The sequence below is a fragment of the Streptomyces sp. NPDC107522 genome, from assembly GCF_055657525.1.
In genome coordinates this window covers 152415-173128 of the sequence record NZ_JBVKAU010000019.1, presented here as the reverse complement: position 1 = coordinate 173128, position 20714 = coordinate 152415, and the positions used below count along the sequence as shown (strand labels likewise).

The following is a 20714-nucleotide window of genomic DNA, read 5'->3' as shown; positions in this document are numbered from 1 at the left end:
CTGGCGTTGACTTTTGGCACGCTGTTGAGTTCTCAAGGAACGGTCGCTTCCTTTGTACTCACCCTCTCGGGCTTTCCTCCGGGCGCTTCCCTTCGATGTTTCCAACTCTATCAGTGTTTTTCCGGCTCTCTGACCACTGTCCTGCAGGCATGCAGAAAGTGACCCCGAGATAGGATCTGACAAGTTGGGTGCTGCTGGGCGAGGACACTTGGTCGCGTCACTCAGCCCCCCGCAGGAGTACGACTGTACACGCGGCCACGGAGCGGGTGCAAATCGATATGGGGTATGGTCTAGACCACTCCGCGAGGGCGGAGCGGAACCGGCACTTCACGTGACATACCCTGCTGAACAGTGTGCCGTCCGGCACAGGCAGCGACGGCCCCTATCGATCTCCATCCCTGGGAGGCTTCCCATGACCACCGTGACGTCCCCACTGGCAGGACGCGCCGTCGGACTGGCATCCGTACCCGATCCTGTCTTCTCCGGGGCCATGGTCGGCCCGGGCACCGCGATCGACCCCGTGCGTGAGCCGTCCGAGGCGGTGTCCCCCGTGGACGGAGTCATCGTCTCTCTCCATCCGCACGCCTTCGTCGTCGTCGACGAGCAAGGTCACGGTGTGCTCACTCATCTCGGCATCGACACGGTGCAGCTCAACGGCGAGGGCTTCGAGCTGCTCGTGAACAAGGGCGACACCGTGACGCGCGGCCAGGGCATCGTGCGCTGGAACCCGGCGGCGGTCGAAGAAGCCGGCAAGTCCGCGGTGTGCCCGATCGTGGCGCTCGAAGCCACGGCCGAGGCCCTCTCCGATCTGCGTGATGACGGCGATGTGAAGGCCGGCGACAGTCTCTTCGTCTGGAAGTGACACGGCGCCGTTCTATGACGGCAAGTAGGGACGACAACCATCGCGGCGGCGGGACCCGCCGCACTATCGGAGACGGTGAGATGGAGACAACGCTGCGAGGCGTCGGCGTGAGCCACGGTGTGGCGATCGGCGAGGTTCGGCACATGGGAACGGCGGTCCTCGAGCCGCCTGCCAAGCAGATTCCGGCCGAGGAGGCGGAGCGTGAACAGGGGCGCGCTCGCAAGGCCGTGGAGGCTGTGGCAGCAGACCTGATGGCCCGCGGCAATCTCGCGGGGGGCGAAGCCCAGGCCGTGCTCGAGGCGCAGGCCATGATGGCCCAGGACCCCGAGCTGATGGCGGACGTGGACCGACGTGTCGCCGTCGGCAGCACGGCTGAGCGTGCTGTGTACGACGCCTTCGCCGCGTACCGGGAGCTGCTGGCGGGTGCCGGTGAGTACCTCGCCGGCCGAGTGGCGGACCTCGATGACGTGCGGAATCGTATCGTCGCTCGTTTGCTCGGGGTTCCGATGCCGGGTGTCCCGGACAGCGACGAGCCCTATGTCCTGGTCGCGCGCGACCTCGCCCCGGCCGACACGGCCCTCCTGGACCCGGCCCTGGTTCTCGGCTTCGTCACCGAGGAGGGTGGGCCTACCAGCCACAGCGCGATTCTGGCGAGGGCGCTCGGTGTGCCGGCCGTCGTCGCGCTGCCGGGTGCCGGTGAGCTCACCGAGGGCACGGTCATCGCCGTCGACGGCAGCACCGGTGACATCTTCGTGAACCCGAGCGAAGAGAAGAAGGCTGAGCTCGAAGCGGCTGCCGCCGCGCGCAAGGCCGCGCTCGCGGCGTCGACTGGTCCGGGTGTCACCGCCGACGGTCACAAGGTGCCACTGCTGGCCAACGTCGGCGGGCCGTCCGACGTTGCGGCCGCTGTCGAGGCGGGTGCTGAGGGCGTCGGTCTGTTCCGTACCGAGTTCCTCTTCCTCGACGACAGCAAGAAGGCTCCGTCGGAGGAGAAGCAGGTCGAGGCTTACCGGCAGGTTCTGGAGGCCTTCCCCGAGGGCCGGGTCGTCGTGCGTGTCCTGGACGCGGGTGCGGACAAGCCGCTCGACTTCCTGACGCCGGCCGACGAGCCGAACCCGGCCCTGGGTGTGCGCGGTCTGCGGACGCTGCTGGACCACCCCGAGGTGCTGCGCACCCAGCTGACGGCGCTCGCGAAGGCTGCGGAGGGGCTGCCGGTCTACCTCGAGGTCATGGCCCCGATGGTGGCGGACCGTACCGATGCGAAGGCGTTCGCGGACGCGTGCCGTGCGGCCGGGCTGCAGGCGAAGTTCGGTGCGATGGTGGAGATTCCGTCGGCCGCGCTGCGGGCGCGTTCGATCCTGCAGGAGGTCGAGTTCCTGTCGCTGGGGACGAACGACCTCGCGCAGTACACCTTCGCCGCGGACCGTCAGGTGGGTGCGGTGTCCCGTCTGCAGGATCCGTGGCAGCCCGCGCTGCTCGACCTGGTCGCGCTGTCCGCCGAGGCGGCGAAGGCCGAGGGCAAGAGTTGCGGTGTCTGTGGTGAGGCGGCGTCCGACCCGCTGCTGGCGTGTGTCCTGACCGGTCTGGGGGTCACCTCCCTGTCCATGGGGTCGGCGTCGATTCCTTACGTCCGGGCGACGCTGGCGAAGTTCACGCTGGCGCAGTGTGAGCGTGCCGCTGCAGCCGCGCGGGCGGCGGACAGCGCCGAGGAGGCGCGCAACGCGGCTCAGGCGGTGCTGTCCGGCGAGTAGCCGGAGCCGACGGGCTGCATGACGTTCTCGTGGGGCGCTCCGCCTGAGGGTGGAGCGCCCCCTTGCGTTCAGTGGTCGTGGCCCCGAGCCGCCTCCTCATCGCCGAGATGCGGTGGCACGCAGTAGTCGACGCCCGATTCCGGGGCGATGAGATCTCCGGATTCGATGTCGGTGCAGTAGGCGTCGAAGACCTCGCCTGCCGTGAGGGGTTCCAGACCGTCTCCGCGCAGCCGCCATCCGTAGATGCGGTCGGATGTGCCGGGGGCGCTGGTGCGCATGACGAGTCCGCCGGGGCTCTTGGTGGCGAGGCCGAGGGCGAGAACCGTCGTGAATTCCAGGGCTTCCGCCTCGTCGAGGTGGGTGGCGCCCTCGGCGCCTTCGTCGGCGTGCAGGACGGCGACGAGTGTTTCCGGTGTTCCCGTGACGCTGCACACGAGGTGCCGGCTGCCCGGCTGGGCCGTGTCCAGGATCCGGACGAGGAGGTTGGAGGCACGGATGAAGGCCGCGCGGCCGATGTCCTCGCCGCAGGTGGCGCAGGTGCCGATTCGTGCCAGGAGTGTGGAGGCGTACTCCCAGGTGGCTTGCCGGACGGCTTCGTCGACGAGGGCCGGTACGAGGTCTGCCAGGGGCTGGCCCTCGTAGAGGACGGTGGGTCCGGTGCTCGCGAGTTCGGCGGTGAAGCGGGTGCGGCTCGACGGGATGTCGGGGTCGAGGCCCGTTTCCGCGCAGTACTCGGCGTACTCCTGCGGATCGAAGAGGGCGATCGTCGTGTGGCTGCCTTGGGAGGCCCGTGTCCTGAGGAGGGCTTCCATCTGTTCCAGATACTTCTTGTGGTCGTCGAAGGTGAAGCTGCGGTAGCGCCGCATCGCACGGAAGTCGTGCTCGTCGGTCAGCAGGCCGATCGTGCCGGCGATTTCGCGGCGCAGGACGCGTCGCATCGTCTGGTGGTCGGTGTGCGCCATGTTTCCCCCTGTGCTGCACAGTCGATCAATGCTCACTCACAGTAACCGGGGGCACTGACAACGGCCTCGGCCTCGGACGTCACCGCGGTTTGGGAGTCCGAGGCCGGCGTGTGTCGGTCAGGCGCGCTTGCGGGCCAGATCCTCGTAGAAGTGCAGGAGGTCGAGGTTGTCGATGGAGCCCGGATTGACCGCCTTCTCAAGGGGTGTGCCCTGCAGCAGTCGCTTGACCGGGACTTCGATGCGCTTTCCGGTGAGGGTGTGGGGGACGCCGGGGACCTCGATGATCTCGTCGGGGACATGGCGGGGTGAGAGCTGTTCGCGGATGGTCTGTTTGATGCGGTTCAAGAGGGTCTCGTCGAGAACCGCTCCGGGGGCCAGGTGCACGAACAAGGGCATCCAGTAGCCGCCGTCGGGCTGTTCGATGCCGATGACGAGGGACTCCTTGATCTCGGGGAGGCGCTCCACGGCTTCGTAGATGTCGGCCGACCCCATGCGGACGCCCTGGCGGTTGAGGGTCGAGTCGGAGCGGCCGTGGATGACGACGGAGCCGCGTGAGGTGACGGTGATCCAGTCGCCGTGGCGCCATACGCCGGGATACGTGTCGAAGTAGCTGTCGTGGTACCGGTTGCCGTCGGGGTCGTTCCAGAAGTAGATCGGCATGGACGGCATGGGGTTGGTGACCACGAGCTCGCCCACCTCGTCGATGAGCGGTTTGGCGCTGGGGTCCCAGGACTGCAGGTCGGTGCCGAGGCTGGGGGCCTGGAGTTCGCCGACGTACACGGGCAGCGTGGGCACGGCTCCCGCGAAGCAGGAGCACACGTCGGTGCCGCCGCTGACGGAGGCGATCCAGAGGTCGTCGCGGACCTCGTCGTGCAGCCAGCGGAAGCCGTCGGGCGGCAGCGGTGACCCGGTGGTGGCGACGCATTGGACCTTGGAGAGGTCGAAGTCGCGGGCGGGGTGCACGCCGGCCTTGCGGCAGGCCATGACGTACGCGGCCGAGGTTCCGTAGAGGGTGGCTCCCGTGCGTTCGGCGACTCGCCACTGGGCGCCCGTGTCGGGATAGCCCGGGCTGCCGTCGTAGAGGACGATCGTGGTGCCGGTGAGGAGGCCGGAGACGAGGAAGTTCCACATCATCCAGCCCGTCGAGGTGTACCAGAAGAAACGGTCCTCGGGGCCGAGGTCGCAGTGCAGGCCGAGTTGTTTCAGGTGCTCGACGAGGATGCCGCCCTGGGACTGGACGATGGCCTTGGGCAGGCCGGTCGTGCCGGAGGAGTAGAGCACCCAGAGGGGGTGGTCGAAGGGCACCTGCTCGAAGACGGGTTCTACGTCGGCTGTGGTGAGGGCCGACCAATCCAGTGCGCCCTCGGGTGCCTCGGTGCCGAGGAGGGGGATGTGCACGACGGCGCGCAGGGTGGGCAGTTCGTGGCGGAGTTCGGCGACGATGTCGCGGCGGTCGTGCTCCTTGCCGCCGTACCGGTAGCCGTCGACGGTGAAGAGGACGACCGGTTCGACTTGCTGGAAGCGGTCGAGGACGCTGCGGGCGCCGAAGTCGGGGGCGCAGGAGGTCCAGACGCCGCCGACGGCGGCCGTGGCCAGGAGGGCGACGACGGCCTGTGGGATGTTCGGGAGGTAGCCGCTGACGCGGTCTCCGGGGCGTACGCCGAGGGCGCGCAGCTCGGCGGCGAGGGAGCCGACCTGGCGGCACAGCTCGGACCAGGTGACGGGGCGGGGCTCGTGGGATTCGTCGACGTACAGGAGTGCGGGTTCGTCGGGGCGGGTCGCTGCGGCGCGCAGGGCGTGCTCGGCGTAGTTCAGGGTGGCGCCGGGGAACCATTGGGCCCCGGGCATGGTGCGGTCGCCCAGCACGCGCGCGTAGGGGGTGGAGAACCGTACGTCGAACCACTCGGTGACGGCTTTCCAGAAGGTGTCCAGTTCGTCGACCGACCAGCGGTGCAGGGCCGCATAGCCGCCTTCGGCGGGGGCGCCGTGGTTTTCGGCGGCCCAGGCCTGGAACCTGCTGACTTGTGCCTGTGCGATGCGCTGCGGATCTGGCTGCCAGAGCGGCTGGGGATTGGTCGACATTGGGGCGGCTCCCGGACTGTGCGCGTCGTGTGCGTCTTCCGCGCACGGCTGGGGTGTGCGCGTGACGCGGATGACACGGACGATGCCATGTGATCGACTTCTGCACCAGGGTGCGCCCCACATAGTCCGTGTCGTGAAGATGTGGCCCCGACACGGGTGAACGGAAGTTGAACGGCACGCGGGCGTGGGGCGGTCAATGGCAGGCTGAGCAGCATGGACGGTCGTGACCTGGTGCGTTCGATATTGGCGGTCGGTTCTGTTGGGGCGGCCCAGGGGTTGCGTACCGTACAAGCGGCGTGGCGCAGGAAGCGCGCCGACGCGCTGGGGCTGCCACCCCGGGGGGCCGAGCGCGCTCGGGTGCCCGGCGCCGTGCGGGAGGTGCAGCCCGGTCCGGGCGGGGGCGTCATCCGGTTCGGCCGGTCCGAGTTGCGGGTCGTCGTCACCGTGAACGGGGCCGTCTTCTGGGGCTGGGACGGGGCCGCTCCCGAGCCGTCGTACGCGCTCGCGGGCCGCTGTCCCGAACCGGATCCCCGGGCCGTGCTCGAGCCCGACAAGGACGGTGGCTGGCGGGTCGTGGCCGAGCGGGTGACGGTCGTGGTGTCACGGCACGGCGCCGTGGAGGTGCAGACACCGGGTGGTGTGACGCTGCGGCGCGATCTGCCGCCGCGCTGGTGGGAGCCGGTCGGCGGTGGGTCGGCGCGCTGGATGCAGCGCTCGGAGGTGGCCGCGGACGCGCGGTTCTTCGGGTTGGGCGGCCGGGCGTCGGGGCCCCGGCTGAAGGACGGGACGTACAGGCTGTGGAACACCGACCCGGGCCATGCGTTCGGCCCTGACGACGACCCGCTGTACATCACCATGCCGGTGCAGCTGGTGGTGTCCGACGCGGCCACACACCTGGTGTTCCACGACTCCTCGTGGGACGGCACCGTGACGCTGCGGGAAGGCGAGGAAGGTGCCGGTTCCGGGCATGACCGCGCGGGGACCAGCGAACTGCGGATGGACGGGGGCCCGCTGCGCTGCTGGGTGGTGGTGGGCACTCCCGCGCGCGTGCTGCTCGTCTGGGCCTCCCTCACCGGCGCTGCCGCGCTGCCGCCCACCTGGGCGCTGGGCCACCATCACGCGCGGTGGGGCTTCGGCAGCGAGCAGGAGGTGCGGCGGATCGTTTCGGGTTACCAGGAGCGGGACCTGCCGCTGGACGCGGTCCATCTGGACATCGACCACTACGACGAGCATCAGGTGTTCACGGTCGATCAGGAGCACTTTCCCAAACTGCCGCAGCTCGCCGAGGACTTGCGGCGGGACGGGATCCGCCTGGTGTCGATCGTCGACCCGGCGGTCAAGGCCGCGCCGGGCAACGCCGTGTTCGACAGCGGGACCGCCGAGGACGTGTTCGTCCGGGACGCCTCAGGGCGACTCGTTCGGGGAGTGGTCTGGCCCGGGGAGGCGGTGTTCCCCGATTTCACGCACGCGCGCGTGCGGCAGTGGTGGGGTGGTCTGTACGAGGAGCGGCTGGGGCAGGGTTTCTCGGGTTTCTGGCATGACATGAACGAGCCGACCTCGTTCGCTGCCTTCGGGGAGTCGACTCTGCCGCGTTCTGCCCGGCACTCCTTGGAGGGCCGGGGCGGGGATCATCAGGAGGCGCACAACGTCTACGGCCTGTGCATGGCCAGGGCGGGATACGAGGGACTGCGCGCACTCGTGCCCGAGGAGCGCCCCTTCGTCTTCTCCCGCTCCGGGTGGGCCGGCATGCAGCGCTACGGGGGCACCTGGTCCGGTGATGTCGCCACGGGCTGGCCCGGGCTGCGGGCGGCGCTGTCGCTGGTCATGGGCCTCGGGCTGTGCGGGGTGCCCTACTCGGGGCCGGACGTGGGCGGGTTCGACGGGAGTCCTTCGCCGGAGCTGTATCTGCGGTGGTTCCAGTTGGCCGCCTACCTGCCGCTGTTCCGTACGCACGCGAGCCTGCGGGCGGGGCGCAGGGAACCTTGGGAGTTCGGTCCCGATGTGCTGGAGCACGCGCGCGTGGCGGTCATCGAGCGCCGGAGGCTGCTGCCGTACTTCGTGACGCTGGCACACCTGGCCCGGCGGACAGGGGCGCCGTATGTGCGTCCGCTGTGGTGGTCGGCGCCCGAGGAGCGGCCGCTGCGCGATTGCGAGGATGCGTTTCTGCTGGGCGATTGCCTGCTGGTGGCTCCGGTGCTGGATCCGGGCGCTGAGCGACGTACGGTGCAGCTGCCGCGAGGGCGCTGGTACGACACGGTGACGGAGCGGACGTACGAGGGTCCGGGGCAGGTCCTTGTCGAGGCGCCCCTGTCCCGGATTCCGGTGCTCGCGCGCGCGGGTGCCGTTGTCCCCGTACGTGGGGACGACGGCGGGCTGGAGCTGGAGGTGTGGGCGCCCGCCCCGGGACGTACCGGGGGCGGGCTGGTGGTACCGGATGCGGGTGACGGCTGGGACGAACCGGAGATCGAGCGCTACGTCACCCGTTGGGAGGGCCGGAAGCTGGTCGTCGAGCGGGAGCATGAGGACGGCGTGATCACGTCACCTCGTCCGGTGCGGATACGAGGGCTCGGCGAGCGTTGAGCTCAGACGTAACGGCCCTCGAAGAACGCCCGTACGGCCAGGGTGTGCAGCGGGAAGGCGAGCTCCTGCGGCCTGCGCAGGAGGTGCCAGCCTTCGGTCTCGTCCGTGGCGGCCGACGTCGGCAGGCGGTCGGCGGGCCGTTCCGGAAGGAGGCCGAACAACAGCAGGTGCCCGTCGGGAGAGCTCATGGCGTCGACGAGCCGTACGTCGCGGCCGGCCGCGTCGATGCCGGTCTCTTCCTTGAGTTCGCGGACGACGGCCTGGCGCCAGTCCTCGCGGTCGTCGATGTAGCCGCCGGGCAGTGCGATGCCTCCGCGCGCGGGGGCGACGGTGCGGGTGATGACGACCAGGGCGGTGCCCTTCGTGTCGTACACGGGCTGGAGCGCGATCGCTACCGGCAGCGGGTTGCGGTAGGCCACGGTGGCGCACGCCGGGCAGGTGCGGGGCCAGCCGGAGACGCCCTCTCCGTAGGGCGCGCCGCAGCTTGAACAGTGGGAGTCTGCTGCGGAGTTGGGGGCGGAGTGCTGAGTTTCGGACACGCGGCGGACTGTATCCGATCAGGGGAAGGGCGTCTTCCGGGGGCCGGTCACTACTGCCTGGTGAGGGATTTCCAGGACACGGGGAAGTCGAAGTAGGTGTCCGGATAGGGCTCCGGCTTGTAGGTGTAGTGCCACCACTCTTCGGCGAGGTTCACAAAGCCGAGGGCTTCGAGGGTGCTCTTGAGCAGCAGCCGGTTGGCACGCTGTTCGCCCTGTATGCGCGGGTCGAGGGTGCGCGAAAGGGTGTCGAAGCAGTCGAAGCCGGTGCCCATGTCGACGGAGTTGTCGGGGAAGCGCTCACTCTGCGGGGCGTAGCAGGGCACGAGGGGCTCTCCCGGCACATACGGCCTGGTGGGCTTCGTCGGCAGACGGACGATCGTCAGGTCCATGGTCGAGCCGCGGCTGTGGCCGGATTTCTCCGCGATGTAACCGTCCACGAACAGACGGGTCTTGTCGACGTTCGGATAGAACTCGTCCTTCATGGCCTGGTCGTCGAGGTCCTCGGCCCAGCGCACGAAGTGGTCGACGGCGCGCTGTGGCCGGTAGCAGTCGTACACCTTGAGCGTGTAGCCCTGGCGAAGTAGTTGCTTCTGGGCCTTGTGGAGCGCTTCGGCGGCGGGCCGGGTGAGGATGCAGAGGGGCTGCCGGTAGCCGTCGATGCGCTCACCGACGAAGTTGTGCGGGGTGAAGTACCGCATCTCCTGGAGGATGGTGGGGTCCACGGTTCTCAGCGCCACGAAGTCCTTCGGCGCTCTGGGCTCGGTCTTCGCCTGGGCGGTGGCGGGGGCGACGGTCACGGCCAGCAAGGTGGCGAGCGTGATGACCAGTCCCCGTACCGCGGTGGAGAGTCGTGTCATGCCTCCTGCATCTATCAGGAATGTGTTCTGTCGGGGAAGCGATCGGATGCAGTCGAGCGGTCGGGGCCGCCTGCCGCTTTCCGGTTGCCCGTGGCACACTTCTGACGACCCGTCAGATCCTGGCCAGGAGGGGCTATGCCACGCACGCGCACACCTGTGGTCGCCGGGTGGTTCGCCGGTGACGAGGACGACTTCCGACTGCTCGGCACCCGTTGCTCGATCTGCACCTCGGTCTTCTTTCCCCGCGAGGACACGCACTGCCGCAACCCGGACTGCCCGGGCGGCGATTTGGAGGAGGTGCCGCTCTCACGGCGCGGGCGCGTCTGGTCGTACACGGACAGCCGGTACCGGCCTCCGTCACCCTATGTGACCGATCCGGAACTTCCGTGGGAGCCGTACACGTTGATCGCTGTGGAGCTGGCAGCCGAGCGCCTCGTGGTGCTCGGGCAGGCGGTACCCGAGGTCACCGTCGCCGATCTGACGGTGGGCATGGAGGTGGAGGTCGTTCCGGGCGTGCTGCATGAGGACGCGGAGACGATCTGGACGACGTGGCAGTGGCGGCCGACGGGGTGACGGCATGACGGAAGAGGTTGCGGTGCTCGGCGTGGGCATGCATCCCTGGGGCAAGTGGGGGCGCGGCTTTGTCGAGTACGGGGCGGTCGCGGCCCGCGCGGCACTCGCCGATGCGGGCCTGGAGTGGCGGGACATCGGGTCGATCGTCGGCGCGGACACCGTACGGGGCGGCTACCCGGGATATGTCGCCGGGGCTACGTTCGCGAAGGCGCTCGGCTGGCAGGGCGCCCGGGTCACGAGCGTGTACGCGGCATGTGCGTCAGGGGCGCAGGCCGTCAACACCGCGCGGGCTCAGATACTTTCGGGACTGGCGGATGCGGTGCTGGTGGTGGGTGCGGATGCGGCTCCCAAGGGGTTCTTCCGCCCTGCGGGCGGCGACCGGCCGGACGACCCGGACTGGCTGCGTTTCCGCGTCCTGGGTGCGACCAACCCGGCGTACTTCGGGCTGTACGCGCGCCGCCGGATGGCCGTGCACGGGGACAGCCCGGAGGACTTCGCTCAGGTCAAGGTGAAGAACGCCGCGGTCGGCGCACTGAATCCCTACGCGCGCTACCGAAAGCGGGTCACCGCCGAGGAGGTCGCCGCGTCCGCCGTCGTGGCCGATCCCCTGCGGCTGCTCGACATCTGCGCGACCTCGGACGGAGGAGCGGCGCTCGTGCTGGCCGGCATGGAGTTCGCACATCGGCACGGCGCCAGGCATCCTGTACGGATCCGGGCGGTCTCCACTGTGACGCCCCGTTACCCCAACACCGTCCTGGATCTGCCCGACATCGCGACGGACTCCGCGGTGGCGGTGCAGCCGGCGGCCGAGACGTTCCGGGAGTCCATCGCACGGGCCGCCTACGAGGAAGCGGGCATCGGTCCGGAGGAACTCTCCCTGGCAGAGGTCTACGACCTGTCCACCGCTCTTGAGCTGCAGTGGTACGAGGATCTGGGGCTGTGCGGCGAGGGCGAGGCCGCGAAGTTACTGCGGGAGGGCGTGACGACGCTGGGCGGACGTATACCCGTGAACGTGAGCGGCGGGCTGGCCTCCTTCGGGGAGGCGGTGCCTGCCCAGGCGATCGCCCAAGTCTGCGAGCTGACATGGCAGTTGAGGGGCGCTGCGGGCGACCGGCAGGTTGCTGGGGCTCGCGCGGGGATCGCGGCGAACCAAGGGCTGTTCGGGCACGGATCGGCGGTGATCGCGGTGCGGTGAGGCGGCGGCGCGACGGGCCCGCGCGTGTGGTTCGGCGAACGTGACATCACTGTCGTACGGACAACGGTGGCCGAGCACGGCCAGGCGTCCACCTACGCTGTGTGACCAGCCTGGAATCCTGCGTGAACGTCTCATGAACTGGGCTCGGGCGTGCTCCGGCGGTCGCCATCATGCTCCCGTGGACTCCTGGACGGATACTCTCCGCTTCGCTTTCCAACCGGTGGTCAATCTGACAACCGGCGGAGTGGCGGGGCTGGAGATACTCGCCCGCCCGGAGACCGGCGACGTCCTGGCCGAGGCCCGCCGCGATCCCGAACTCGACGGACGGCTCGCCGTGTTGGCGTTCCGGGCGGCGGCACGCAAGGAGACGTTGCTGCCTCTGTACGTCAACGTGTTCGCCGGGACCCTCGCCGACCTCGGCGGGCTCACACCGCTGCACGACGCCGTGCGAGCGGCGGGGCGGCTGCCGTGGGAGGTGACGGTCGACGTCGGCCCGCCGTACACGCATGTGCCTCAGCATGCGTTGCTGGAGGCGATCGGCTCGCTGCGGGAGCAGGGCTTCCGGATCAGCGCGGACGGCGTCGGAGACGGGGACGTGCCGCTGCGGTTGCTCACCGACATGGCGCCTGACCTGCTGAAACTCGACGCGTCCATGCTGGCGCGCCCGGCTGCGGTGCGAGCGATGCGAACGCTGTGCGACGAGTTGGCGGCCCTGCTGTGCATCGAGGGCGTGGAGACGGAGCTGCAGTGCGCATCCGCGCAGTCGGCCGGTGCGCAGCTGGCTCAGGGGGAGTTGTTCGCTCCACCGGCTCGGCTGCCCGCCGCGGAGGTATACGTTCCGCCGCGCTCCCCCGGTGTGGCGGTGCCGCCACGCTCGGGGCCGTCGGTGCTGGAGTTCGTGCGGCCGGCCGCACTGTTGCCGGCCACCGCGTCCGCAGGCCAGGTGCGGGCGCTGCTCACCGGGTCGCCGGACGTGTCCGGGGTGCTGCTGGTGGACCCGAACGGCGTCCCGGTGCGGTCGGTGCACCGCTCCCGCTTCCTGCTGTCGATGTCGGGCCGCTACGGCCATGCCCTGTACGCCGACCGGCCCGCGGCCAAGCTCGGAGATCCCCCGCGCACGGTGGGCGTCGACGCCACCGCGTGGGAGGTACTGGACGTGGTCGCTGTCGGCGCCCGCGACCGCACGTCGGACGATGTGGCCGTGGTCGACCGGTACGGCCGGTGTGTGGGCGTCGTACGGCTCGCCGATCTCATACGCGCTCTCGCCGAGAGCCGGGTCGAAGAGGCCGCAGGGCTCAATCCGCTGACCCGGCTGCCCGGTTCCGACGTGATCACCGATGAGGTGGACCGCCGGATCGCGGACGGGCGGACGTTCGCGCTGAGCTGGCTGGACGTGGACCACTTCAAGCAGGTCAACGACGGTGCCGGCTTCGCGGCGGGCGACGAGCTGATCCGGTCGGTCGGACGGGCGCTGCAGCACGCGGCGTCCGGCACCACCCGAGTGGGCCACATCGGCGGGGACGACTTCCTGGTGCTCGCGGACCCGGAAGGGCTGAGCCCGCTGGCCGCCTCCGTACTGGACGCACCCTGGTCGGCGGGCGGGCGTCCCGTGACGCTGTCCCTGGCCACGGTGCTGTGCGAGCCAGGTAGCGTGACGGACCACCGGCAGGCGGCCGCCTGTCTGGCTCCCCTGAAGAAGGCCGCGAAGTCGCTCAGCGGGGCGAGCTGGGTTCTGGGCCGCGCGGGACTGTCCGGGCACGAGATCCTTCGCGGTGTGGCGGCGGAGCCGGCCCGGGCCGAGTGGGCGGTGGCGGACCGCGGTAAGGGGTGAGACTCTTTTCCTACCGGGTCGGCGGCGCCGAAAGGTGTCCGTACGGCCCCAGTGCAGCCATGGCCTTCGACCCCTGCCGGGTTCAGCAGGAGCCGGCCTCCCTGCCGGCCTCAGCAGGGCCTCGGTGTCCGTCCCTAACCGAACGGGCGTGCCACGAGCCGCGTCGGCAACGGTTCGTGACCCGTCGGTGCGCCCCCAACCATTGGCGTCGGCGACCTTGACGCCCCCTGGACACCGGTGAACACTTCCCGGTGTCGGTCGACATCGCCGTACATTCTCGGCGTATCCACGCACTGCGCCGCGCGGTTCCGCCTGCACCAAGGCGTCTTCCCCCCACGGGCGAGTCGGCTGCGACGGCACGCTCGTCACGGACGCCGGGCGGGGCGCGGGACTCTCCCTGCCCTCGGCTGAAGTCGCCATGGGAAACGCACCCCGCACGGAGAACCGGGGCCGATCGTCCCGGCCAGGGCCTAGGAGCCGCCATGAGCAACGGAGACGTATTTCTCGGTGAGGTCATCGGTACCGCGATTCTGATCCTCTTCGGGGCCGGAGTGGTCGCCGCCGTCGTACTGAACTTCTCGAAGGCGAAGGACGCGGGCTGGGTCGTCATCGCGTTCGGCTGGGGCTTCGGCGTGATGGCCGGCGCCTACACCGCCGCACCGCTGTCCGGCGGGCACCTCAACCCGGCCGTGACGCTCGGGATCGCCATCGACACCGGGGACTGGGACCAGGTCCCGGTCTACGTCGCCGGGCAGATGGTCGGCGCGATCCTCGGCGCGATCCTGTGCTGGCTGGTCTATTTCGCCCAGTTCCAAGCCAACGCCGACGACGACATCGCTCAGCCGACCCTCGGGATCTTCTCCACGGCGCCCGCGATCCGCAATACCGTGGCGAACCTCATCACCGAGATCATCGCGACCGTCGCGCTGGTACTGCCGATCCTGGCGTTCGGTCTGACCGAGGGGCTGGGCGAGTCCGGCACCGCGATTCTGATCGTCTCGTTCCTGGTGGTCGGCATCGGTCTGTCGCTCGGCGGTCCCACGGGATACGCCATCAACCCGGCCCGCGACCTGGGCCCGCGCATCACCCACGCCTTGCTCCCGATCCCCAACAAGGGCACCTCGGACTGGGGTTACGCGTGGATCCCGGTGGTGGGACCGCTGATCGGCGGGGCGCTGTCCGGGCTCATCTTCAACGCAGCCTTCTGAAGGAACCGACGAAGGGGACGTCATGACGGACAAGTTCGTCGCCGCTATCGACCAAGGCACCACCTCCAGCCGCTGCATCATCTTCAACCAGGACGGCGCCATCGTGGCCGTCGACCAGCGTGAGCACCGCCAGATCTTCCCCAAACCCGGCTGGGTGGAGCACGACGCCACCGAGATCTGGTCCAAGGTGCAGGCGGTGGTGGCCGGCGCGATCGCCAAGGCCGGGCTGCGAGCCGACCAGCTCAGTGCCCTCGGCATCACCAACCAGCGCGAGACCACGGTCCTGTGGGACCGCGCGACGGGCAAACCGGTGCACAACGCGATCGTGTGGCAGGACACGCGTACCGCGGCGCTGTGCAACCAACTCGGTGGGTCGGACGGGCAGGATCGTTTCCGTGAGCAGACCGGACTGCCGCTGGCCAGCTACTTCTCTGGCCCCAAGGCCGCCTGGTTGCTGGACAACGTGCCCGGTCTCAGGACGCGCGCCGAACGCGGCGAGATCGCCTTCGGCACCATCGACTCCTGGCTGAACTGGAACCTCACCGGCGGCACGGACGGCGGGCACCACGTCACTGACGTGACGAACGCCGGACGCACCATGCTGATGAATCTGGGGACCCTCCAGTGGGACCCGTCGATCCTTTCCGCCATGAACGTGCCCGAGGCGATCCTCCCGGAGATCAAGTCCTCCTCTGAGGTGTACGGGACCGCCGTGGGCCAGCTGTCCGGGGTGCCCGTCGCTTCCGCACTGGGCGACCAGCAGGCGGCCGTGTTCGGACAGGCCTGCTACGACGTGGGCACGGCGAAGAACACCTACGGCACGGGCAGCTTCCTGCTGCTCAACACCGGCAACCGGCCCGTGCAGTCGAAGAGCGGGCTGCTGACGACGATGGGCTACAAGATCGGCAGTGAGGCGCCGGTGTACTGCCTGGAGGGGGCGATAGCGATAACGGGCGCGCTGGTCCAATGGTTCCGCGACCAGCTCGGCATCATCCGCACCGCCGACGAGATCGAGCCCCTGGCGGCGAGCGTCGAGGACAACGGCGGCGCGTACATCGTGCCCGCCTTCTCCGGTCTGTTCGCGCCGTACTGGCGCTCCGACGCGCGCGGTGTCGTCACCGGTCTGACGCGGTACGTCACCAAAGCGCATCTCGCGCGCGCGGTGCTGGAGGCGACGAGCTGGCAGACGCGCGAGGTCGTGGACGCCATGTACCAGGACTCCGGGGTGGAGATCACGACCCTGAAGGTCGACGGCGGCATGACGAAGAACAACCTGCTCATGCAGCACCAGGCGGACGTGCTCGACGTGCCGGTGATCCGGCCCAAGGTGTCCGAGACGACCTGTCTGGGGGCCGCGTACGCGGCGGGGCTGGCCACCGGCGTCTGGAACGACCTGGATGAACTCAAGGCGCACTGGGCGAAGGACGCCGAGTGGACGCCCTCCATGACGGCGGAGGTACGTGACCGCGAGTACCACAAGTGGCGCAAGGCGGTGGAGAAGAGCTTCGGCTGGGAAGAGGACGGCGACAACTGACCGTCCCTCCATGAGCCACGGCCCGTACCCCGGTCGGCGGGGGTACGGGCCGTGCGGCGGTGGGCGTCAGGTGGTCACGGTCTGGCGGCGGTCCGCCTGATAGGCCATCGCGTGCTGGACGACGCCGATCAGCACCTCCTTGACGGACTCACGGTCGCGGGCGTCGCACAGCAGCAGCGGTACGTCGTCGTCGAGGTCGAGGGCCTGCCGGACGTCGTCCGCCGGATAACGGGCGGCTCCCTCGAAGCAGTTGACGCCGACGAGGAAGGGTATGGAGCGCCGCTCGAAGTAGTCGACGGCCGCGAAGCAGTCCTCGAGGCGGCGGGTGTCGGCGAGGACCACGGCCCCGAGCGCGCCCTCGGAGAGCTCGTCCCACATGAACCAGAACCGCTCCTGGCCGGGCGTGCCGAAGAGGTACAGCACCAGGTCCTCGCGCAGGGTGATGCGGCCGAAGTCCATGGCCACGGTGGTGGTGCGCTTGCCCTCGACACCGCTCGTGTCGTCGACCGGGCGCCCGGCTTCGGTGAGCAGTTCCTCGGTGCGCAGCGGCCTGATCTCGCTGACCGCGCCGACGAGGGTGGTCTTGCCCACGCCGAAGCCGCCGGCCACCAGGATCTTGAGCGTGACGGGCTCGACCGGAGGCTTCCCGCGCTCAGAACGCCCGAAGATCATCGATCTCTTCTCCTGCTTGATGGGGGTCGCGCGACGGTGGGCCGTAGCCTCCGCCGCCGGGGGTTTCGATGACGAGTACGTCGCCGGGGCCGACGTCCGCCGAGTCGCTTCCGGCCAGTGCGGTGACCGTGCCGTCGGCGCGTTCGACGCGGTTGGCTCCCAGCGCGCCCGGTTCACCGCCCGCCATGCCGTACGGCGGGACCCTGCGGTGCTGTGACAGCGTGGACACGGTCATGGGCTCGTGGAACCGGATGCGGCGCACGGCGCCGTCCCCCCCGCGCCACCGCCCGGCGCCGCCGCTGCCGCGCCGTACGGCGAACTCGTCCAGCTGTACGGGCAGTCGCCACTCCAGCACTTCGGGATCGGTGAGCCGCGAGTTGGTCATGTGGGTCTGGACGACGGGCGCACCGGGGAATCCGTCGCCCGCCCCGGATCCGGAGGCGACGGTCTCGTAGTACTGGTGGCGTTCATTGCCGAAGGTGACGTTGTTCATGGTCCCGGAGCCCTCGGCCTGGACCCCCAGTGCGGCGTAGAGAGCGCCGGTGATCGCCTGTGAGGTCTCCACGTTGCCCGCGACGACCGCTGCCGGGGGTTCGGGTGCCAGCATGGAACCTGGCGGCACGATGATCTGCAGGGGCCGCAAGCAGCCGTCGTTGAGCGGGATGTCGTCGGCGACAAGGGTGCGGAAGACGTAGAGGACGGCGGCGTTGACGACCGAGAAGGGGGCGTTGAAGTTCGTGGGCAGCTGCGGGGACGTGCCGGTGAAGTCGACGGTGGCGCAGCGGTTTTCGCGGTCCACGCGCACGCGTACCCGGATGACAGCGCCGGAGTCCGTCTCATAGGCGTACTCGCCGTCGTCCAGGGCGTCGATGACGCGACGCACCGCTTCCTCGGCGTTGTCCTGGACGTGCTTCATGTAGGCCTGGACGACATCCAGGCCGAAGTTCTCGATCATGCGGGCGACTTCGTCGACGCCCTTCTGGTTGGCGGCGATCTGGGCGCGCAGATCGGCGAGGTTGGTCTTCGGATTGCGGGAGGGGTAGGGCGCCTCGGTGAGCAGGCGGAGGGTCTCCTCCTCGCGGAAGCGGCCGTTCTCGGCGAGCAGCCAGTTGTCGAAGAGGATTCCCTCTTCTTCGATGGTGCGGCTGTCGGCGGGCATGGAGCCGGGCGCGATGCCGCCGATCTCGGCGTGGTGGCCGCGTGAGGCGACGTAGAAGAGGATCTCTGGATCACCCTCCGTGTTCGCCGTGGCTCCCGTGTCGAAGACCGGGGTGATCACGGTGACGTCGGGCAGGTGGGTGCCACCGTGGTACGGGTCGTTGACGGCGTAGGTGTCGCCGGGGCGCATCCCAGAGCTGCGACGCCGGATGACCTCTTTGACGCTCGTGCCCATCGAGCCCAGGTGGACGGGGATGTGGGGGGCGTTGGCCACCAGGTTTCCGTCCGGGTCGAAGAGCGCGCAGGAGAAGTCCAGGCGCTCCTTGATGTTGACGGACTGGGCCGTGGATTCCAGCCGGGCGCCCATTTGTTCGGCGATGGACATGAAGAGGTTGTTGAAGACCTCGAGAAGGACCGGGTCGGCTTTCGTGTCGAGATCGGAACTCTGCGTAATCGCCACGCGTTCCATGAGCAGATGCCCGTCGTGCGTCGTCGCCGCTTCCCAGCCGTCGTCGACGACGGTCGTCGCACTGGCCTCGGTGATGATCGCCGGGCCGGTGACGGTTTCGCCGGGAGGCAGGTCCTCGCGGCGGTGGAGGGGTACGTCGCGCCAGGTGCCGCCCGTGTGGAGGCGGACGGTCTCCGGGGCGGCGGGGCCGCCTTCAGGGGCGGCTTCAGAGGTGGCTTGGTGGAGGGCGAGAGCGGAGAGATCGGGGGGTTCGGTGATGCCGGTGGCTTCGACGGAGAGGGCTTCGACGACGATCGGGCGGTCGAGGGTGAAGGAGTACGTGGCACGATGACGTTCTTCGAAGGCGCGCCTCATCGTGTCGGGCTCGGTGAGCTCGACGGTGAGGGTGGTGTCGGTGCCGTCGTAGCGGAGTTGGGCGCGGCGGGTGACCTCGATGCGGTCCTCGGGGACGTCCTCGTCGAGGAGTTCGGTCCGGGCGGCGGCTTCCAGGTCGTCCGCCGTCTTGAGCACGCCGGGCATCGAGGCGGCCTGCAGGGGTGCCTCGACGGACTGTTCACGCATGGCGGTGGTGTCGGCGAGACCGATGCCGAGTGCGGAGAGGACACCGGCCATGGGCGGCACGAGGACGGTGCGGATGCCGAGCGAGTCGGCGACCATGCACGCGTGCTGGCCGCCCGCACCGCCGAAGGTGGTGAGGGCGTAGCGGGTGACGTCGTGGCCCTTCTGGACGGAGATCCGCTTCACGGCGTTGGCGATGTTGGCGACCGCGATCTGGAGGTAGCCCTCGGCGACTTGCTCGGGAGTGCGGTCGTCGCCGGTCTGCTCGCGGATCTCGCGCGCGAGTGCGGCGAAGCGGTCACGGACGAGGGCGTCGTCGAGGGGCTGGTCGCCGTCGGGGCCGAACACCTTGGGAAAGTGGGCGGGTTGGATGCGGCCGAGGATGACGTTGGCGTCGGTGACGGCGAGCGGGCCGCCGCCTCGGTAGCAGGCCGGCCCCGGGTCCGCGCCCGCCGAGTCCGGCCCTACGCGGTAGCGGGACCCGTCGAAGTGCAGGATGGAGCCGCCGCCGGCCGCGACAGTGTGGATGTCCAGCATGGGGGCGCGCAGCCGGACGCCGGCGATCTGCGTGGTGAAGACGCGTTCGTACTCGCCCGCGAAGTGCGAGACGTCGGTGGAGGTGCCGCCCATGTCGAAGCCGATGACACGGTCGAAGCCGGCGAGCTGCGACATACGGGCCAGGCCGACGATGCCACCTGCGGGTCCGGAGAGGATGGCGTCCTTGCCGCGGAACTGCCCGGCTTCGGCGAGTCCGCCGTTGGACTGCATGAACATCAGCCGTACGCCTTCGAGCTCGTCGGCGACGTGCCGGACGTAGCGGCGCAGCACGGGCGAGAGGTAGGCGTCGACGACGGCGGTGTCCCCGCGCGGGACGAGTTTCATCAGGGGGCTGACCTCGCTGGACAGCGAGATCTGCGGGAAGCCGACACGGGCGGCGAGTCTTCCGACGGCCTGTTCGTGGGCGGGGTGGAGGTGGCTGTGCATGCAGACCACGGCGACGGCGCGGATGCCGTCGTCGTACGCCTCCTGGAGCGGGCCGACGAGCCCGTCCAGGGCGGGCTCGTGCAGGACGGTGCCGTCGGCGGCGATGCGTTCGTCGACCTCGACGACACGTTCGTACAGCAGCTCGGGGAGTTCGATACGGCGGGCGAAGATGCGGGGCCGGTTCTGGTAGGCGATGCGCAGGGCGTCGCGGAAGCCGCGGGTGATGACCAGCAGGGTCCGCTCGCCCTTGCGCTCGAGGAGGGCGTTCGTGGCGACGGTCGTCCCCATGCGGACGGCCTCGACGGGGTCCTGGGAGCCGCCCAGGAGCTCGCGTACGCCCGCGACGGCCGCGTCGGAGTATCGCGCCGGATTCTCCGACAGAAGCTTGTGCGTCAGCAGCCGGCCGTCCGGGCGTCGCGCGACGATGTCCGTGAACGTGCCGCCTCGGTCGACCCAGAACTGCCAGCCTGTCACGTCACTACCCCGCTTCCGCGCCGCTCACAGCGCCCGCAGGCCGTTGATCACGTCGCGCAGAATACTCTCGTCCACCAGCTCGGCAGGCGGTACGGGCCGGTTCACATGGACGAATTCCCCGTCCACGAGATCCCCGATGAGGACTCGGACGACTCCGATGGGCAGGTCGAGTTCGGCGGAGAGTTCGGCGACGGACTGCGGGGTGTCCCGGCACAGATCGACGATGTCCACGTGTTCCGGGGACAGCATCGAGTCCGCCTCCGGATCGTCCGCGTGCGGCTCGGCGACGACCACCGCGATCAGGTCGAGGCGGTGCTGGGCCGCACTGGTGGTGCGGCCGCGCGTCATGGCGTACGGGCGGACGACCGGTCCGGCCTCGTCGTCGAACCAGTGGCTTCTTCCCTGACCCTCAGCGCTCATGCCAT

At 69.6% G+C, this 20714-nt stretch carries 15 protein-coding genes; 8 read left to right on the top strand and 7 right to left on the bottom strand.

Going from position 1 to position 20714, the window contains the following annotated elements; all coding sequences use genetic code 11:
• Positions 1-412: 412 nt before the first annotated feature.
• Together ACZ7L6_RS37680 and ptsP are read left to right on the top strand one after the other, a co-directional pair.
• The gene (locus tag ACZ7L6_RS37680) at positions 413-862 is read left to right on the top strand and encodes a PTS sugar transporter subunit IIA (protein ID WP_471932002.1); all 450 of its coding nucleotides are present in this window, start codon (positions 413-415) and stop codon (positions 860-862) included.
• An 80-nt stretch (positions 863-942) separates the two neighbouring features.
• Positions 943-2613 carry a phosphoenolpyruvate--protein phosphotransferase gene (gene ptsP / locus ACZ7L6_RS37675; RefSeq protein WP_471932000.1) on the top strand — a complete coding sequence of 557 codons (1671 nt, stop codon included), beginning with the start codon at positions 943-945 and terminating at the stop codon, positions 2611-2613.
• A gap of 68 nt (positions 2614-2681) precedes the next feature.
• On the opposite strand, the gene ACZ7L6_RS37670 is transcribed toward ptsP, so the two are convergent.
• Positions 2682-3575 carry a hypothetical protein gene (locus ACZ7L6_RS37670; protein WP_471931998.1) on the bottom strand — a complete coding sequence of 298 codons (894 nt, stop codon included), beginning with the start codon at positions 3573-3575 and terminating at the stop codon, positions 2682-2684.
• A 117-nt stretch (positions 3576-3692) separates the two neighbouring features.
• Positions 3693-5657, bottom strand: coding sequence for an acetoacetate--CoA ligase (locus ACZ7L6_RS37665; protein ID WP_471931996.1), 1965 nt, complete (start codon positions 5655-5657; stop codon positions 3693-3695).
• 213 nt (positions 5658-5870) lie between these two features.
• Between ACZ7L6_RS37665 and ACZ7L6_RS37660 the strand changes: the two genes are divergently transcribed.
• On the top strand, positions 5871-8237 hold the full coding sequence (locus tag ACZ7L6_RS37660; RefSeq protein WP_471931994.1) for a glycoside hydrolase family 31 protein: 2367 nt from the start codon (positions 5871-5873) through the stop codon (positions 8235-8237).
• 2 nt (positions 8238-8239) lie between these two features.
• Here the strand turns inward: ACZ7L6_RS37660 and ACZ7L6_RS37655 are convergent, their stop codons facing one another.
• Together ACZ7L6_RS37655 and ACZ7L6_RS37650 are read right to left on the bottom strand one after the other, a co-directional pair.
• On the bottom strand, positions 8240-8776 hold the full coding sequence (locus ACZ7L6_RS37655; protein ID WP_471931992.1) for an NUDIX domain-containing protein: 537 nt from the start codon (positions 8774-8776) through the stop codon (positions 8240-8242).
• 50 nt (positions 8777-8826) lie between these two features.
• Entirely contained in the window at positions 8827-9633 is an 807-nt protein-coding gene (locus ACZ7L6_RS37650) for a M15 family metallopeptidase (protein ID WP_471931990.1), read from the bottom strand.
• 156 nt (positions 9634-9789) lie between these two features.
• Between ACZ7L6_RS37650 and ACZ7L6_RS37645 the strand changes: the two genes are divergently transcribed.
• From ACZ7L6_RS37645 to glpK, 5 genes are all read left to right on the top strand, one after another.
• Entirely contained in the window at positions 9790-10206 is a 417-nt protein-coding gene (locus ACZ7L6_RS37645; RefSeq protein ID WP_471932014.1) for a Zn-ribbon domain-containing OB-fold protein, read from the top strand.
• Positions 10207-10210: 4 nt separating this feature from the next.
• A complete protein-coding gene (locus ACZ7L6_RS37640) occupies positions 10211-11401 on the top strand; it encodes a lipid-transfer protein (protein ID WP_471931988.1) in 1191 nt (396 codons plus the stop codon).
• A 178-nt stretch (positions 11402-11579) separates the two neighbouring features.
• A complete protein-coding gene (locus ACZ7L6_RS37635; RefSeq protein WP_471931986.1) occupies positions 11580-13232 on the top strand; it encodes an EAL domain-containing protein in 1653 nt (550 codons plus the stop codon).
• Positions 13233-13714: 482 nt separating this feature from the next.
• Positions 13715-14440 carry an MIP/aquaporin family protein gene (locus ACZ7L6_RS37630; RefSeq protein WP_471931984.1) on the top strand — a complete coding sequence of 242 codons (726 nt, stop codon included), beginning with the start codon at positions 13715-13717 and terminating at the stop codon, positions 14438-14440.
• A gap of 22 nt (positions 14441-14462) precedes the next feature.
• Complete coding sequence (gene glpK / locus ACZ7L6_RS37625) at positions 14463-15974, top strand: glycerol kinase GlpK (protein ID WP_471931982.1); 1512 nt, start codon at positions 14463-14465, stop codon at positions 15972-15974.
• A 66-nt stretch (positions 15975-16040) separates the two neighbouring features.
• Here glpK and ACZ7L6_RS37620 read toward each other — a convergent pair whose 3' ends face one another.
• Genes ACZ7L6_RS37620 through ACZ7L6_RS37610 form a run of 3 tightly spaced genes read right to left on the bottom strand, consistent with a single transcriptional unit; the run spans position 16041 to position 20709 of the window.
• Positions 16041-16646 (bottom strand): GTP-binding protein, encoded by a 606-nt coding sequence (locus ACZ7L6_RS37620; protein WP_471931980.1) that lies wholly within the window; start codon positions 16644-16646, stop codon positions 16041-16043.
• Entirely contained in the window at positions 16627-20289 is a 3663-nt protein-coding gene (locus ACZ7L6_RS37615; protein ID WP_471931978.1) for a hydantoinase B/oxoprolinase family protein, read from the bottom strand. The genes ACZ7L6_RS37620 and ACZ7L6_RS37615 overlap by 20 nt, the downstream gene beginning before the upstream one ends.
• Before the next feature lie 24 nt (positions 20290-20313).
• Complete coding sequence (locus ACZ7L6_RS37610) at positions 20314-20709, bottom strand: DUF742 domain-containing protein (protein WP_471931976.1); 396 nt, start codon at positions 20707-20709, stop codon at positions 20314-20316.
• Between the last annotated feature and the right edge of the window lie 5 nt (positions 20710-20714).